The sequence below is a fragment of the Desulfurobacterium sp. TC5-1 genome, assembly GCF_000421485.1.
GTDB lineage: Bacteria > Aquificota > Aquificia > Desulfurobacteriales > Desulfurobacteriaceae > Desulfurobacterium_A.
The window spans coordinates 683228-699187 of record NZ_ATXC01000001.1; the positions used below are offsets into that span (position 1 = coordinate 683228).

The window sequence follows — 15960 nt, forward strand, 5'->3', positions numbered from 1 at the left end:
AAAATTCCCCCAATTACCATTCTATAGACAATGCACCGGTATACCGCCTATCAGCATCCTGACCTGCATAAGCTCCAACTTCCTCAGCATAAGTGGCAAATTGAAGGTTAAATACTCCTAATCTGAAATCTGTACCAAAGGTAGGATACCCTTCGTACAATCCACCCCTTACTACCCAAGATGTAAACCTATTATCCCAGACCTTTATCTCTGCACCTACCCTTATCCTCTTTCCCCAATCATCATCAACGCCATTGTTATGGGTCACATCAACAATATCAAGAGCAAATACAGGCTCTTTAAAAAATCCCCCAAATCCATTAAACTCCGGCTTGAGTGCGAAACCAAGGTTTACACTCATTGGAATCTTCCCTGCATCTCCAAAGTCAAGATCACCAATATTCAATACAGAAAGTCCTATTTGAGGATGGAGTACGTTATCAGGCATCGGTGCATATTCCAAACCAAAATCAAAAGAAAAACCATTCCCAGTTTCAAGATAATTATCTTTAATGTAATCACTCAAATCATCACTGTTAGCAACAATTTCAGAGGTTGTAAACGTATGATCAACACTTTGAGCGTAGAAGAACTTAGCACCTACACCAACTTTTAACCTGCTATCCATGAACTTTCTCGAATATCCTCCTATGATACCACCATAGGCGTGCTGATGAACCTCTATTAAACCATCTGTACCTGCACCTTCATGAGTCGCAAAATTCGCCTGAACATTTCCCACAAGTGTAAATCCAAAGCTGGATGTTTCACCGCCCTTCACAATCCCAAGGGCCATAGTCTCCACATCAAAATGGAAATTTTCGCCAAGATACTCAAGAATCAAGTCGTTAAGTGCTGTAAGCTGTTCAGTATCATTATCTATATCTAAAACATCCTGAAGATCGTTATAAAAGTCTTTAGTTTTAGAAGAAGTAGCAACACCAAGTTTCAAAAGTGTTACCTCAAAACCTGCACTCTGCTTAACATCCGACAGACCAGCCGGGTTGTAAAACAGGGAATTTACCGTCCCACCAACGGCGGTATACGCACCACCCATTCCCATAACGGCAGGGTCTTTGTAGATATACGGATACTCAAAGTTAGCAGCAAAAGCAGAACCGGCCGTAACAACCGCTATAGATAAAATTGTTAAAAGCTTTTTCATCTCTAATTCCTCCTCCCTCTTTTATTGTGAAAGATAATCAGCAATTAGCTGTTGAGCCACAGTGTCGTTGGCACTTATTTGAATATCTGTAGCCGTATCAAGCGTACTATTTGTACATGGTGTCCACGTGCCATTTACTTCACACTGGCATGCAGATGGATCTGGCTCACAAATATCCCTTTTAATATCTAAGAGACTCTCCTCTACATCCGTATCGCCGGTAACAGCAGCCACCGTAGATGTTCCATTGTTAAGAAGTTCTACAAGACTGTCAGTAACAGTAAACGTTTCATTATTGGAAACCACAGGACAGGGGAAGCATTGTGCTGTTTCATTTGCAGCATCACAAACTGTTCCGTTGTTCGCATAACAGAGTCCGCTCGTTAAAGCAACAACAGAAGTTGTTCCTGTTCTATCAATAACCTTGTAATCAAAATGATTTCCTTCAGATGTACAGTTTGCAGTAGCATTAATGGTAAATTTAACAACTTCAAATGTCTTATTGCTGTAACCAAAAGTAAAGTTACCTAAAGATGAATAATTGTCACAGTTTGTCACGTTACCTGTTGCTGCATACTCTAAAGCACAGGCACTAAACTGTGCACTATCTAAAAAGTCATTTTCATCTGTATCCTGTTCACATGTAAGAGTGGTATTATCTGCCCAGGTCTCTATAGCATCAGCCACATCTTCACCAAGGGTGGATTCAAAAAGAGAAACAAACGAAGTCGTAGCCTGAGCAAAATCGGCAATTCCTTTAAAGAAACATGCGTCCTGTTCCACAAGTGTAAGATTAGGACTGCTGCAGTTAACACTACCAAGAAAGGAAAGAGCTCTAAAGTAGTAATCTCTTGACTTTGCAAGATAGATAAGATTTTTTCCTCCCTGACTTTCGGCTACACTCTTAAGAAACGATGAAAAAGGATCACTATCATCATCACTATTGAGAATATCTGTTATAAGGCCTGGAATGTCGTATCCGGCTTTACCAAGGTACGCGGCGCCAAGGTTAATATTTTTCTCTGCAGGATCAAATGCATTTTTACATTCACCGTTAAGCAGAGCTATCGCCTCATCGTAATCCTGCTTATCCAGTGCTTTCGTTACTTTGTACTCACATGCTTCCGTGCTGTCTTTATTGCTTAATGTTTCAAAACCATTACAACCTGAAAGAGCAAAAATACTTACAAAAAGCGACAAGGCAAGAAGCTTTCTCATAATAGCCCCCTATGAGAATTTTATAATTTAAAGTTATTTTATCAAAAAATTGGACTGATAATCTTTAGACCGACCAAACTGCAGTTTTTCCGGCTTTTAAAATTCTCGTTTTAAACCCTTGAAATTTATTTGATTATTGTCTAAATTATAATTAAACCTAAACGGAGGAGAACATGAAAGATCTACTTGGCAGAGAGATAAAAGACCTATCTGAAGAACTATGGTGGGGTGTGAAAAGAAAAGAGATCGAATGGTATCCTGAAATAGATTATCAGAAGTGCATAGGCTGTGGCATCTGCTTCATCACATGTGCCGGCAAAAAGGTATTTGATTGGGACATTGAGAAAAACAGACCTATAGTCTCAAGACCTTACAACTGTATGGTTGGTTGTACAACATGTAAAACACTTTGCCCTGTAGATGCTATTTCGTTTCCCGATAAAAACTACATAAGGAAATTAGTCAAAGAACTAAACCTTCTTCAAAAAGCAAAAGAAAAAATAACAAAGGCTATTTCCACACAAAAATAAGACTTTTATCCACTTTTAACATTTCAGGGGCAAGAGCCCCTTCTTTTTCTAATATTGCAATCCTTAATATGTTAAAATCTCCTTTCCAATGAAACTCTAACTTTATCAGGAGGAGAGGTGATGAAAAAATTTCTAAATGCCTTTTTTCTTTGTCTCTTTTCCCTCTTCTTCGCGGTTTCAGCACAGGCAAAAGACTTCATATTTGGTGTTCTCTTAGTAGGGCCTTACAATGACCACGGATGGAGTCAGGCACATTATGAAGCTGCGAAAGAGGTAGAAAAAGAGCTCAAAGGTGTAAAAATGATCTACATTGACAAAGTCAATCCTGCAGACCGTCCGGGCGTCACAATTCCCGAACTTGTGGATGACCTTGTTGACAAAGGAGCCAAGCTTATCATTGCCAACTCTGACGACATGAAAGATGGGATAAGAGAAGCAGCCCTGGAACACCCTGACATCTACTTTGTTCATATTTCCGGCGATGATGCGTTAACAGGAAAAGCTCCTAAAAACCTTTCAAACCTCATGGGTAAGATGATATACGGAAAGATGATGGCAGGTTTTGTAGCCGCCATGACAACAAGAACAGGAAAAATTGGCTACCTTGGTCCCCTTATCAACGACGAAACAAGAAGACTCGCCGTATCTGCATACCTTGGTGCAAGATATGCATGGGTAAATGTTCTTCATAGAGATCCTTCCAAACTCCACTTTAAGGTTAACTGGATAGGTTTCTGGTTTAACATTCCTGGCGTTACTGCAGATCCAACACAGGTAAGCCAGAATTTCTACGATAACGGATATGATGTAGTTATCTCCGGTATAGATACAACAGAAGCTCTCGTTGTTGCAGGTCAATTGAGAAAACAGGGTAAAAAAGTATGGGCTATACCTTACGATTATAAAGGAGCATGTTCAATAGCACCAGATGCCTGCCTTGGCGTTCCTTACTTTAACTGGAAACCTGGATATAAACACTTTATAGAAATGGCTAAAAGTGGTCACTGGAAACAGGAATGGCTCTGGATGGGTCCGTACTGGAAGAACATAAACGATACTGAAAAAAGTGCTGTAGGATTTATTCCAGGACCTGCACTGAAGCCTGAAGTCAAAAAAGCTCTTAATGACTTTATAAAAGGACTGGCTTCAGGTAAAATACAACTCTTCAAAGGACCACTTTACTATCAGGATGGTAGTGTGTTCCTTAAATCTGGACAGGTTGCTTCAGAAAAGCAAATATGGTATATGAAACAGCTCCTTAAAGGTATGGAAGGACAGAGTGCAGCAAAATAAGCAGGATAAGGTGTAGAAGTGGAAATCCGCTTTGAGAACGTTCATAAATATTTTGGTTCTGTCCACGCAAACAAGGGAATATCGTTAACCGTAAAATCTGGCACGATTCACGGTATAGTTGGAGAGAACGGAGCCGGCAAAAGCACTCTGATGAAGATGCTTGCCGGCTTCATCTCCAAATCTTCAGGAAAGATATTTGTTGACGGGAAAGAGGTAAACTTTCAATCGCCAGCTGAAGCAACTGAAGCTGGCATAGGGATGCTCTATCAGGAACCTTGTGACTTTCCTGGAATGACCGTTCTTGATAACTTTATAGCCGGCGTCAGCAAGGAATGGAAACTTGATGAAGACAGGTACAGAAAACTTTTAGAAGAAAAGAGCAAAATCCTTGGATTTTCCATAGATCCCGATAAACCTGTAGGTTTATTAACTGTTGGCGAAAGACAGCAGCTTGAAATTGTTAGACTTTTAGCTATCGGAGTAAAAACCCTAATCCTTGACGAACCCACAACTGGTATATCAAAAGAACAGAAGAAGATTTTGTTTGAAGCCCTTAAAAAACTGGCTGCCGAAGGAAAATCGATAATTATCATTTCCCATAAATTAAAAGACATCGAAGCCATCTGTAACCGGGTTACCGTCTTAAGAAATGGAAAAGTCGTTGGTGAAATGGATGCACCTTTTAACAGAGAACGTTTATTAACAATGATGTTTGGAAGTAAACCACCAGAAATAAAAACGGAAAAACTTACGCCTGGAGAGGTTCTTTTAAGTTTCGACAATGTATATGCCCATGGAGGCAGGGCAGGTCTTAAAAGCTGCTCATTCGAAGCAAGAGAAAAAGAAATAATAGGACTTGCCGGTCTTGAAGGCAGTGGACAAGAAGTTTTTCTAAGAGTTGCTGCAGGATTAACAAGACCGTACAGAGGAAAAGTTAAAAGGAACAAAAAATTCTTCAAAAGAAAGTTCCACAAAACAATATTTTTACCGGCTTCAAGGTTGGAAGAAGGATTGTTTCCTTCTCTATCTCTGTTAGAACATTACGGTATAGCCTTCTTTAAAAAATATTTCATAATTCCCTGGAATGAAGTTAGTAAAAAAGGAAAAGAACTTATCAAAAAATTCCGAATCAAGGGAAGACTGTTTGACAGAGCTGCTTCTTTATCCGGTGGAAACCAACAAAGACTTTTAATATCCCTTATCGATCCGGAAACAAAATTGCTACTCCTTGAACAACCAACAAGAGGTCTTGACACTGAATCAGCAATATGGGTATGGGAACATTTCAAGGAATTTACAAACAAAGGAGCTACTATTATTTTTAGCTCTCCAGACCTTGATGAAATATTCTCCGTAGCAACAAAAATTCTGGTTTTCTTTAATGGAAAAGTCGTACTTGAAAAGAAGAGAGAAGAAACAACACCTGAAGAGGTAGCTGCAGCAATTGCAGGAAACATCAAAGGGAGTGAGAGATTTGAAGGATAAAATTTTGAAACCCTTAATAAGATGGATCATCGTTGTTGGATCAGTGTTTTTGATAATAACCCTGCTTCTTTACGCTATTAGAGTAAACCCCTTCGAAGTGTATAAGCTTCTGATAGAAGGTTCCCTTGGTTCAAAATATAGAATAGCAAGAGTATTAAATGTATGGATTCCTCTCGTGCTCTGTTCTTGCGGCCTTCTTTACACATTCTCTTTAGGACTCTGGAACATCGGTATAGAAGGACAAATAATGCTTGGAGCGATAGGAACTACCGCCGCTTTCAAATGGTTCTATCCATCTCTCCCAGCCATCTACGTTATGTTTTTGGGACTTCTCTTAGCCATTATTGCTGGTGGATTGTGGGCACTGTTCGCAGGTATTTTGAAAACTAAAGGCGGTGTTAACGAAATTTTTGCAGGACTTGGTCTTAACTTTGTTGCTCAGGGATTAATTCTGTGGCTCATTTTTGGCCCCTGGAAGCGTCCTGGAATTGCATCAATGAGCGGAACGGAACCTTTTGACAGACACCTATGGCTTTCTGTAATAAAAGGATTTAGAGTTTCGCCAGTTGCCCTCAGCATTTCAGTTTTTGTCTTTATTGCAACAGTCATTATTTTCAAATACACAAGATGGGGACTATTCTTTAAAGCCATCGGTGATAATCCAACAGCTGGAACACTTTTTGGCATATCCGTCAATAAATACAGTCTATTTGCAATGTTTCTCGCCGGTGCGTGTGCAGGAATGGCAGGATTTTTCCAGACTGCCGGCGTGTACCACAGACTTATTCCGGCCATATCCAGTAACTACGGTTACCTTGCACTTCTTGTAGTAATGCTTGCCAACTTCAGCTACTGGCCAGTTCCTTTTATCGCATTCTTCTTTGCATGCTTAAACGTGGGTAGCATTCAGCTCCCAATGGTTTTAAACATTGATTCCTCACTAAGCGGAATTATTCAGGGACTTTCCGTCCTTGTCTTCCTATGCGTCTATAATTTTCAAAAATTGAAGGAGAATTCATTAGAATGAGCACAGAGTTTCCAGTCATAGCTGCAACGGTCGTAGGCGGTGCTGCACCCTTAGTCTTTGCCGCTCTTGGCGAAACTATAACGGAAAGAGGCGGCATAATAAATCTTTCTCTTGACGGATCAATACTCTTATCGGCAATGACCGGATTTGCCATAGCTTACAAGACGGGAAGCGTACTATGGGGATTTGTTGTTGCAGGAATAGTAGGCGCCCTAATTGCCGGAATTGTAGCTTCTTCAACACTCTTCCTGAGAGTTTCTCAAGTAGCAGTAGGATTTGTCCTTGCCCTAATGTGTAGAGATCTCGCATACTTCCTTGGAAATCCTTACAGCAGAATCCAAGGTCCTCAACTTTCTTACATGCCCATTCCCCTTCTTGAAAAAATTCCCGTAATAGGAAAAATCTTCTTCCAGCAGAACATAATGGTTTATGCCAGTTATATTCTAATATTCGCCGTCTGGTTTTTCCTATACAAAACACGATGGGGATTAATGTTAAGATGTGCAGGCGAAAATCCTGAAGCAGCTTATATTAGGGGTATTCCAGTCGAAAAGCTAAAGTTCTGGTTCACCGTTCTTGGAGGTTTCTTGGTCGGAATTTCCGGCGCTTTATATTCCTTATCTGTAAAGCCAGGATGGGGAAGACCTCAAGGTGCTGAAGGCATAGGATGGATTGCTCTGGCAATTGTCATTTTCGGCGGATGGGAACCTATAAAGGTAGCCCTGGGGGCTTACCTCTTCAGTTTTCTCCAGGTTGCCGGTATTCTGCTCCAGGATAAGTTTCCTTCTGTACCTGCTCAGGTTTTTCAAGTTGCACCGTTTCCTCTTATGATCTTCACTCTCCTGTTCATCAACTACTTTAACAGAAAAGAAATTCAGGAAAAAGCTTTAACAAACCCCGTATTAAGAATTCTTTCGAAGATACTAAAAGCAAATCCTCCAGCATCCTTAGGAAAGGTATTCTACAGAAATTAAACCTTTTTAACTTTATAGAGCAAATAGAGTTGAATTCCTGCATTTAAGATGAATAATAAGCAAAAAGATTGAACAAGACTTGCGTAAGCTTCATCCCTTTCTTTCTCTTTTTTTCAAGCTCTAACTGCTTTTTATAACAATCTACAAGCTCTGGACTTGCAGAAGATTTCTCTAATCGCTCTATCTTCTCTTCAGCCTGAGCAGGAATTTTTATCGGCAGGTATTTTGCTATTATCGTTAAAAGTCCCGTGGCTATCAGTCCCAATTCATATCTTTTTTCCATTTCAAATTATCCCTTTGGTTGAAGGTATGCTATTCTTAAAACGTTCATCAATAGAAACAGCTTCCTTTAAGCTCCTTGCAACAGCCTTAAAAGAAGCTTCCGCAATGTGATGAAGATTCAATCCATAAAATAAATTCATATGAAGATTGCACTTTAATGAAAATGCAAAAGATTTCCAGAACTCTCTCCACAAGTCAAACTCAATTCCGTTAAGCACTTTCATCTCAGGAAAGTTGTTGTAAATAAAGTACGGCCTTCCTGAAAGGTCAACCGCAACCATCACAAGCGTTTCATCCATAGGAAGGATAAAACTACCGTACCTTTTAATCCCTCTTTTATCTCCCAAAGCCTCACTAAAAGCTTCACCCATCACGATTCCCACATCCTCTATGAGATGGTGATGATCAACTTCAACATCCCCAGCTGCAGTTATTTCTAAATCAAAACCTCCATGTTTAGAAAAAAGCTCAAGCATATGAGAAAGGAAAGGAATGTCCGTATTAATCTTGTATTTTCCCACACCATCAAGGTCTATTCTTATTTTTATGTCCGTTTCCTCCGTCTTCCTTCTAACTTCCGCCTTTCGCAAAATTACCTCCTTTAACTAAAAAATATCTATTTCCATCAGATCTAATAACACCCTCTGACTCAAGCTCAAAAAGTAGCGTAATAACTTCACAGTAAGGAAGTCCACTTTCTGCAACTATTTTATCAATATGAGCATCCCCCTTCAAAAGAACATCAATAATTGGCTGAAATTTATCATCTATTCCGCAATGATGGTTTTCCTCAGTTTTAAGGTAAGGAAGTTCTTCAAATATATCCTCAAAATCAACAATAGGCGTTGCTCCTTCCTTTAAAAGTCTATTACTTCCCCTACTGAAAACAGAATCAATATTGCCGGGTACAACAAATACATCTCTACCCTGCTCAAGGGCAAAACCAGCTGTTATAAGCGCGCCACTATTTTCATTAGCTTCAACAACAACCGTAGCAACAGAAAGGCCACTTATTATCCTATTCCTCCTTGGAAAATTTTCTTTTGAAGGTGGTGTACCAAATGGAAACTCTGAAATCAAAGCACCACCCTCTTCAAGAATCCTCTCTCTCAAATTCCTATTCCCGGAAGGATAATTTATATCTATACCACAACCAAGCACAGCGTAGGTAACACCTTTAGATTCCACTGCCCCTTTATGAGCTGCCGTATCTATCCCGTAAGCAAGCCCACTAACTACCGACACACCATGTGAAACAAGAAATGATGCAAGCTGATAGGCAATCTTCCTACCGTAAGAAGAACACTTCCTTGAACCCACAATAGAAATGGAGAAACCATCTTTTATCTCCCCTTTAATGTAAAGTACGGGCGGCGGAGCTGATATTTTTTTCAAGATGGAAGGATAAGCCTTTTCTGTAAAAGAAACTATTTTTACACCCGATGTTTGTGCTTTTTTAATTTCTTTCTCTGCCCTTAAAAGTTCCTCCCTTAAATCAAACTCTCCAGACCTGAAAGCTATTTCAAAACTTCCATATCTATCTATAAGCTTCTTTATTGTTTTTAGACCTATACCTTTCTTAAAATAAAAGGCAAGAGCATACAAAATTTCCATATAATCCCCTGCTATTTAGTTTTCATGTGGAATACACCATTCCAGTTCTGCGGTGGATGTTCAATTAGTATTCTACATCTTCTTACCATTTCTACCGCTGGAGGAAAATGGCTAATCTCATCAAATCGCTTTAAAGCCCTTTTAAATTCACCTCTCCGATAAAGTTCCAGAGCTTTTTCATACTTCTCTTTTAATCTAAAATTTTCAGCTGTTCTTTTTAAAAATGTATAAATTCTCACCGGCTGCTCTTTACCTTTAACTGTAACACTGTCAATCTCTACAGGAAAGAAAGAATGGTTAGAAAAATCAACTTGTTTCACACTGTTCTCAGAAGCCAAAATACACGTTCCATAAACCTTGTTAAGTCCTTCTATTCTTGATGCAAGGTTAACAGTATCACCAATTGCAGTATAATCAAAACGCTGGCTTGAACCCATATTCCCTACAACAGCACTACCCGTATTAATGCCAATTCCTATTTTAATTTCGGGAAATCCTTTGTTTCTAAGTTCTTTATTTAAATTCTTTAGAGTCTCTATCATTTCCCAACCAGATACAACTGCTTTTTCAGGATGTTTATCCACATTAAGTGGCGCGTTCCAGATGGCCATAATTGCATCACCTATATATTTATCGAGAGTTCCACTGTTTTTTAACACTACATCTGTAAGAGGTGTAAGAATAAGATTTAACAACTCAACCAATTTCTCAGGTCTTAATTTCTCGGAAATGGTAGTAAACCCTCTAATATCCGCAAATAGAACAGAAATTTCCCTTTTCTCACCACCAAGTTTGAGCTTTTCAGGATGCTGAACCATAATTTTCAGAAGGGCAGGTGAAACGTATGTATCAAACATGCTTTTTATAAATCTTGCTTCTCTGCTCTTTTTGGCTATAAAAAACACTTCATTTAAAATTATAAAGAAGACAACAAATAGCAGTATTTGAAATATGTTTGGAAAATACAGCTTTAATACATAACACAAAATTGAAGCTATCACTAAAAGAAAAATCAAACATAAATATTCCAAGGCACGCAAATAAACGCTCTCCGTAAAATGAAAAATAAAAATTATCATAATACCAGAAAAAATCATAAAAATAAGATCGAAGCCTACAGAAGGAAACACAAAATCACGATTCAAAAAGTTGGATAAAAACGTATAATGAAAGAAAGGTCCAGGAATATATCCTATAGATGATGGCTTTATATCAGTAATTCCTGCTTCCGAAATACCCAAAACAACTATTTTATTTTTAATTGCATTCTCAGGAATTTTTTTATCATAAAGATCAGAAAATGAATACACATGTTTATAATAGTCAGCAATATGGTAAAAATTTAAAAGAACATCTTTTACAGGCAGTTTTTCTCCATCTATCCATATATATTTATCAGTAACATTAAAATCTTTTCGCAAGTATAACCTTAAAGCCTGGAGTCCTAAAGAAGGATAAACATCTCCTAAAAAGACAGACAAAAGAGGATAGTGTCTTATTATTCCATCTTCATCTCCCTCAACATTTAACGTACCGGATAAATAGCAACTATTTGTAATAAACTCAATATTCGCTTCAGCAAAAGAATACATAGGAACAGCCAATTCCTGCGGAACTTTTAATAAAGCAGAATCTGAAAGAACATCTAAAATATCATCTGAAGGATTTTCTGTTGCCTTTCCTCTAAGAAAAAAACCACAAACAACATTATTAAGCTTAGCTATAGTATTTGCAAGCACTTCATCTTTTATATCTGAAGTCTTCTCAGAGAAAACCATATCTAATGCTACAACTCGAGCGTCTTTGAGATTTTCTAAACCCCTGGCAATCAGCCTTCTATCCCAAGGCCACCTTCCAAATCTATTAACACTTTTCTCATCTACCAAGATGAGTGTTACTTCATTTGAAGGCCTTGATAAGTTGAAAGCATAAAACATATCCATAACTCTTAAAGAAAATGAATAAAAAGGAGGAACCTTAAAAAAATAGATAATAAAAGTGAGAAAAAGGGAAAACATAAAAAAAAGAAATGAGGCTAAAAACTTCCTCAAACTAAGCTCCCAAGCATTAGTTAAATATAATTATATCACTTAAACTATTCTTACCATTTCCAAATTTCCATTAACAACAATTTTGTCTCCAATGACACAAAAAACACCTGCTATCTTTTTTTCTCCGATTAATCTTTTTGCTTTTTCGACCGACTCCTCAAAAGTCCTGCTATTGGCAAGAAAAGTTGCCGCACAATCGGCAACAACTACATCCTCAGCAACAACCGTAGCTATTGTAGTATTTCCAAAACTCAAAGAGTGTCCGATTTTGCTCGAAGAACTACAAACGCCCCATTTTCCTTCAGGAATCCTCAATCCAATAGTTTCATCTATTTTAGAATTTCCCGTGTAAAGCTTTAAAACTCTTCTCTCTTTTGAAAAAACTAAAACATCCCCGCCATTTTCAATTATGTACTGGCTAAAGCCCAGCCCTTCCAACTTTTTTCCTACAAAATAGTTTATCGCACCAGCAACGCCCGCCATTGGTCCAACACCAACTTTCTGAGAAGCATTCAACATAGTTTTTACGATTTCCGGCAACAACAGATCATCAACCTTTACAGGCACAAGGCTGGAATAAAAGTCAGGATTTTCTTTTATATAAGCTTCAAGTTGCTTTCTCAGCAAAATAAGATATTCTAAAATCACCTTTTTAAGATTTTCAGAAAAAGAGAAAATCCCGGGCAGATATATCCACAAGTCACTTTCACCTGCACTTACTTCAAAAGATACACCTTTCCTTCCAACAAATTGTCTGTAAAATCTCTTCTCCGGCCTTACCTTCTTCATCACCACTTCTTTATAAGTTCTGATATTTCCTTTGAACGCTTAAAAGCAGCAAATACCGCCTCTATAAAGGCAGAACGAACACCTTTCTCTTCAAGCTTTGCTATCCCCTCAGCTGTCGTACCGGCAGGTGAAATAACACTATCCTTCAAAACCTCTGGATGTTCACCCTTTAAAACCATCTCCGCAGAACCTTTAACTGTCTGAGCTGCTAATTTTAAAGCTGTATCCCTTGGAAGTCCTGCTCTAACGCCACCATCTGCAAGAGCCTCAATCATAAGGAATATAAAAGCAGGACCACTACCTGAAAGACCAGTAACAGCATCCATCAACTTTTCTTCCACTTCTATAACTTCCCCTGCTGTACTGAATAGCCCTTTAAAAAGATTTATTTCCTCATCAGAAACATTAATATTCCTGCTAAAAGCTATTGTACCCTCACTAACTTTAACAAGTATATTAGGCATAACCCTGATAATCTTTTTATCTTTACCGAGAATATTCTCAATGTTTTCAATAGGATAACCGGCAGCTATACTAACAATCAACTGTTGGGGAATAACCGCATTTTTAATCTCATTCAAAACGGCCGTCATAACTTGAGGTTTGACGGCAAGCACAATAATATCCGAAAGAGCAACGACTTCCGTGTTCAAAATAAAAGTATTAATCCCAAATGTTTGCTTTAAATAACAAAGTCTCTTTTCACTAACATCAGAAACATTTATATCGCAGGGCTTAATTTTACGTGAAGCAATAATTGACTCAATCAAAGCCTCTGCCATCCTGCCACCACCAATAAATCCTACCCTTGCATTCATAACTCCTCCGCCTATTTTATGTTTACACATAGTAATCTTAAGAATACCAAAAAAGCCCGGGTGGCGGAACTGGCAGACGCGAGGGACTCAAAATCCCTTGCCCTTGCGGGCGTGCGGGTTCGATTCCCGCCCCGGGCACCAATTAAAACCTTTTAAAAAAAAGCGTTTTTCGACCTTAATTATAATATTACTTACCCTCTGGACAAAAAAGAATATAGGGAATATAAAGGAACGAAACGGAAAAATTGATCGCAGTGTGCGATCAATTTGCGACCAATTTTGCACCCATATAGAGGGAGGCATAAAATGAGACTCTTTAAAAGGGAAAATGGCTACTGGTACATAGAATATGAAAGGAATAAACGCGTCAGCCTAAAAACAAAAAACAAACAGAAAGCTATTAAGCTTTTCAAAGAATTCCAGGCTCTTTACTATCAAAGAAAAGCCGGAATAATAAGAAAAAGCATTACACTATCAGATTTCCTAAATGAATACATAGAATGGGTATCTGAAAGTAGAAGTCAGGGAACTTATAAGAAAATACTCACTATTACAAAACAATTCCTGGAATTTTGCGGTAACATTCCTATTGACGCCCTGGACGTAAAATTATTTGACAGGTACATCATTCATTTACGAAAGAAAAAACTCAGCTTTCAAACGATAAACGGTCACATAAGACACCTTAAGGCTGCTTTTAATAAAGCTGTTAATTGGAATTACATAGATAAAAATCCTATAGCGTCATACAAACTTCTGAAAATTCAGGAAAAACTCCCGAGATTCATGATGCCTGAACAGATTCATAAAGTAGCTTCTATTATAGATAATAAAATATTGAGAGAAATTTTTTATTTTTTAGTTTACACAGGAATGCGAAGAGGAGAGCTGGTATCTCTTACCTGGAAACAAATAGACCTTAAAAACGGCATAATCATACTTGATAAAACAAAGAACAAAAAAGTACGAATAATACCCATACATCCATTCCTGAAAAGAATCCTTTTGGAAAAATTAGAAGAAGATCCTGATCCCAGAGAGAGAGTTTTTCCAGTAAAGGCTGATTTTGTGACAAAAGGGCTAAAGAGATACTTTCGTAAAGCTGGAATTCCAGAATTTCGGGTGCACGATTTGAGACATACGTTTGCTTCTCTTTTGGCAATGGAAGGAGTATCTCTAAAAATAGTTAAAGAACTCCTCGGACACTCTGACTATAAAACAACTGAAATATATGCTCACATAGCTGAACAGACATTATTTGAGGCAGTTAAAAGACTTCCCAGTAATCTTGACAATATGGAATATACAAATTATCATAAGTAGTAAGAAATACTTATTTATAGTGAAGTAAGTTTTTATCAAAACAATTCGGGAGGTGGAAAATGGAAGCAGCAGTTATACTGCTAAAACTTTACGGGATTGCATGGGCAGTAGTCCCGGCATCCCTATGGTTCTTTTTCAGGAGGGTTTAACCCTCCCCCCTTATTTTCACGACTCCTCACGCAGATGATAATTTTTCCGCTGATCCTCTCCTTTTCAAAATAGTGTACAGCACACAGCGTGAACCGTGTTGAAACTAAAGAAATCAGAACCTAATTTTAATGAAGACAATCAAAAGAGGAAAGGATGACTGTTCACTATTTAACAGGCATAGAAGCCCTCAACTATCATGGGGCAGACTGGCATTCTTTTGCTTACGATTTTAACCGCAGATATCCCGAAGAGGTTAGAACGTGGGCAGAAGATTACGGAATCATCAAAGAAGAAAACAGGGAGGTGGCAAACCCTGTAAGGGCTTTTCTTGATTACCTTTTCTACAATATCAGGTTCAGGAAAAGAGTTCCTGTTAAGAGAATAAGCGATCTTAACTTTTCGGACAAAGAAGAAAAAGAAATAAAACAAAAATTAAGAGAACTTCTCGAGCCTGCCCTCAAAGAAGAGGAACTGGAACTTTTGAAAAAGTGGGAACGGTATAACAGAGGTGAACACTATGAACTTGCGCGTATCAGACTTCTTGAAAGAGAAGCTTGGAAAAGAAGAACGAAAAAAGCTCAACGTAATGTCAGAGATTTTAAAGAAGCTGTCAGAAAAGCCTTTAATCTTTAAAGGTGGTAGTGCGTTGATGTTTTTCTACGGACTTGACAGATTTTCTGAAGATCTTGATTTTGACTGCAATTATAAGCTTTCGGCGAGCAGTATTATTAAAAGTTTACAAGCTATAGGAAACGTTAATCTCAAAAAAGACACAGAAACTGTTAAAAGAATGATGGTTTCCCCCCACAGAGAAAATTTTAAAGTCAAGGTGGAAATATCTTTACGGAACTATAAGCCGATTTTGTCTTCTAAAGAAATAGGTGCTTCTCTTCGTGTTTACGATATTAACGACCTCTTTCAGCAAAAGATTAACGCCTTTGTAGGAAGGCATACAGCCCGAGACCTTTACGATATTGGTTTTATTGTTGAAAAGTATTATGATTTCCTTCTTCCAGGATTAAAAAAATCCTTGTTTAACGTTTTTTCTTCTAAAGATGAAATATACGACCTCATCCCGATGTATGCCGAAATTTTCACAGAGGACGACATATTGACTGATTCAGACCTTTTAAAAAGCGTAACGAGATTGATGACATTCTACGAAAAAATGAAAGAGGACCCGAGAGATTCTCTTGAAGTTGAGGAAGATTATAAAGAACCTGAACCATGACTTTTACGGG

16 protein-coding genes and 1 tRNA gene are annotated in these 15960 nt (G+C 38.1%); 9 read left to right on the forward strand and 8 right to left on the reverse strand.

What is annotated here, in order from left to right; translation table 11 throughout:
• Window positions 1–13: 13 nt before the first annotated feature.
• Together H153_RS0103415 and H153_RS0103420 are read right to left on the reverse strand one after the other, a co-directional pair.
• A complete protein-coding gene (locus H153_RS0103415; RefSeq protein ID WP_022846745.1) occupies window positions 14–1165 on the reverse strand; it encodes a hypothetical protein in 1152 nt (383 codons plus the stop codon).
• 21 nt (window positions 1166–1186) lie between these two features.
• Entirely contained in the window at window positions 1187–2383 is a 1197-nt protein-coding gene (locus H153_RS0103420; protein ID WP_022846746.1) for a hypothetical protein, read from the reverse strand.
• Window positions 2384–2556: 173 nt separating this feature from the next.
• Here H153_RS0103420 and H153_RS0103425 point away from each other — a divergent pair, with 173 nt between their 5' ends.
• The 5 genes from H153_RS0103425 (at window position 2557) to H153_RS0103450 (ending at window position 7692) form a co-directional block, all read left to right on the forward strand.
• The gene (locus H153_RS0103425; RefSeq protein ID WP_022846747.1) at window positions 2557–2913 is read left to right on the forward strand and encodes a ferredoxin family protein; all 357 of its coding nucleotides are present in this window, start codon (window positions 2557–2559) and stop codon (window positions 2911–2913) included.
• A 120-nt stretch (window positions 2914–3033) separates the two neighbouring features.
• Window positions 3034–4206 (forward strand): BMP family ABC transporter substrate-binding protein, encoded by a 1173-nt coding sequence (locus tag H153_RS0103435; protein WP_022846749.1) that lies wholly within the window; start codon window positions 3034–3036, stop codon window positions 4204–4206.
• 18 nt (window positions 4207–4224) lie between these two features.
• Window positions 4225–5691, forward strand: coding sequence for an ATP-binding cassette domain-containing protein (locus H153_RS09165; protein ID WP_022846750.1), 1467 nt, complete (start codon window positions 4225–4227; stop codon window positions 5689–5691).
• On the forward strand, window positions 5681–6718 hold the full coding sequence (locus H153_RS09170; protein ID WP_022846751.1) for an ABC transporter permease: 1038 nt from the start codon (window positions 5681–5683) through the stop codon (window positions 6716–6718). The genes H153_RS09165 and H153_RS09170 overlap by 11 nt, the downstream gene beginning before the upstream one ends.
• Window positions 6715–7692 (forward strand): ABC transporter permease, encoded by a 978-nt coding sequence (locus H153_RS0103450; RefSeq protein WP_022846752.1) that lies wholly within the window; start codon window positions 6715–6717, stop codon window positions 7690–7692. Before H153_RS09170 ends, H153_RS0103450 begins: the two co-directional genes overlap by 4 nt.
• Before the next feature lie 43 nt (window positions 7693–7735).
• Here H153_RS0103450 and H153_RS0103455 read toward each other — a convergent pair whose 3' ends face one another.
• The 6 genes from H153_RS0103455 to proC are packed head-to-tail and all read right to left on the reverse strand — an operon-like array spanning window position 7736 to window position 13246.
• A complete protein-coding gene (locus H153_RS0103455; protein WP_022846753.1) occupies window positions 7736–7975 on the reverse strand; it encodes a hypothetical protein in 240 nt (79 codons plus the stop codon).
• A 1-nt stretch (window position 7976) separates the two neighbouring features.
• Complete coding sequence (hisB, locus tag H153_RS0103460; protein ID WP_022846754.1) at window positions 7977–8564, reverse strand: imidazoleglycerol-phosphate dehydratase HisB; 588 nt, start codon at window positions 8562–8564, stop codon at window positions 7977–7979.
• A complete protein-coding gene (gene dprA, locus H153_RS09175) occupies window positions 8545–9588 on the reverse strand; it encodes a DNA-processing protein DprA (protein WP_022846755.1) in 1044 nt (347 codons plus the stop codon). Before dprA ends, hisB begins: the two co-directional genes overlap by 20 nt.
• An 11-nt stretch (window positions 9589–9599) precedes the next feature.
• The gene (locus H153_RS09845) at window positions 9600–11639 is read right to left on the reverse strand and encodes an adenylate/guanylate cyclase domain-containing protein (protein WP_022846756.1); all 2040 of its coding nucleotides are present in this window, start codon (window positions 11637–11639) and stop codon (window positions 9600–9602) included.
• A gap of 39 nt (window positions 11640–11678) precedes the next feature.
• A complete protein-coding gene (locus H153_RS0103475; RefSeq protein ID WP_022846757.1) occupies window positions 11679–12428 on the reverse strand; it encodes a UPF0280 family protein in 750 nt (249 codons plus the stop codon).
• Complete coding sequence (gene proC, locus H153_RS0103480; RefSeq protein ID WP_022846758.1) at window positions 12428–13246, reverse strand: pyrroline-5-carboxylate reductase; 819 nt, start codon at window positions 13244–13246, stop codon at window positions 12428–12430. The genes H153_RS0103475 and proC overlap by 1 nt, the downstream gene beginning before the upstream one ends.
• A 54-nt stretch (window positions 13247–13300) precedes the next feature.
• On the opposite strand from proC, the gene H153_RS0103485 reads away from it, so the two are divergent.
• The 4 genes from H153_RS0103485 (at window position 13301) to H153_RS0103505 (ending at window position 15950) form a co-directional block, all read left to right on the forward strand.
• Window positions 13301–13387, forward strand: a tRNA-Leu gene (locus H153_RS0103485).
• A 165-nt stretch (window positions 13388–13552) separates the two neighbouring features.
• Complete coding sequence (locus H153_RS0103490) at window positions 13553–14569, forward strand: tyrosine-type recombinase/integrase (RefSeq protein ID WP_022846759.1); 1017 nt, start codon at window positions 13553–13555, stop codon at window positions 14567–14569.
• Between the two features lie 303 nt (window positions 14570–14872).
• Window positions 14873–15352 carry a hypothetical protein gene (locus tag H153_RS10145; protein WP_022846761.1) on the forward strand — a complete coding sequence of 160 codons (480 nt, stop codon included), beginning with the start codon at window positions 14873–14875 and terminating at the stop codon, window positions 15350–15352.
• Window positions 15237–15950 carry a nucleotidyl transferase AbiEii/AbiGii toxin family protein gene (locus H153_RS0103505; protein ID WP_027719990.1) on the forward strand — a complete coding sequence of 238 codons (714 nt, stop codon included), beginning with the start codon at window positions 15237–15239 and terminating at the stop codon, window positions 15948–15950. The genes H153_RS10145 and H153_RS0103505 overlap by 116 nt, the downstream gene beginning before the upstream one ends.
• The last annotated feature ends 10 nt before the right edge of the window (window positions 15951–15960 follow it).

Coding starts and splice junctions, on each gene's coding strand:
- H153_RS0103415 (WP_022846745.1), bottom strand. CDS start 1,165: ATGAAAAAGCTTTTAACAATTTTATCTATAGCGGTTGTTACGGCCGGT.
- H153_RS0103420 (WP_022846746.1), bottom strand. CDS start 2,383: ATGAGAAAGCTTCTTGCCTTGTCGCTTTTTGTAAGTATTTTTGCTCTT.
- H153_RS0103425 (WP_022846747.1), top strand. CDS start 2,557: ATGAAAGATCTACTTGGCAGAGAGATAAAAGACCTATCTGAAGAACTA.
- H153_RS0103435 (WP_022846749.1), top strand. CDS start 3,034: ATGAAAAAATTTCTAAATGCCTTTTTTCTTTGTCTCTTTTCCCTCTTC.
- H153_RS0103450 (WP_022846752.1), top strand. CDS start 6,715: ATGAGCACAGAGTTTCCAGTCATAGCTGCAACGGTCGTAGGCGGTGCT.
- H153_RS0103455 (WP_022846753.1), bottom strand. CDS start 7,975: ATGGAAAAAAGATATGAATTGGGACTGATAGCCACGGGACTTTTAACG.
- dprA (WP_022846755.1), bottom strand. CDS start 9,588: ATGGAAATTTTGTATGCTCTTGCCTTTTATTTTAAGAAAGGTATAGGT.
- H153_RS0103475 (WP_022846757.1), bottom strand. CDS start 12,428: ATGAAGAAGGTAAGGCCGGAGAAGAGATTTTACAGACAATTTGTTGGA.
- proC (WP_022846758.1), bottom strand. CDS start 13,246: ATGAATGCAAGGGTAGGATTTATTGGTGGTGGCAGGATGGCAGAGGCT.
- H153_RS0103490 (WP_022846759.1), top strand. CDS start 13,553: ATGAGACTCTTTAAAAGGGAAAATGGCTACTGGTACATAGAATATGAA.
- H153_RS10145 (WP_022846761.1), top strand. CDS start 14,873: ATGACTGTTCACTATTTAACAGGCATAGAAGCCCTCAACTATCATGGG.
- H153_RS0103505 (WP_027719990.1), top strand. CDS start 15,237: ATGAACTTGCGCGTATCAGACTTCTTGAAAGAGAAGCTTGGAAAAGAA.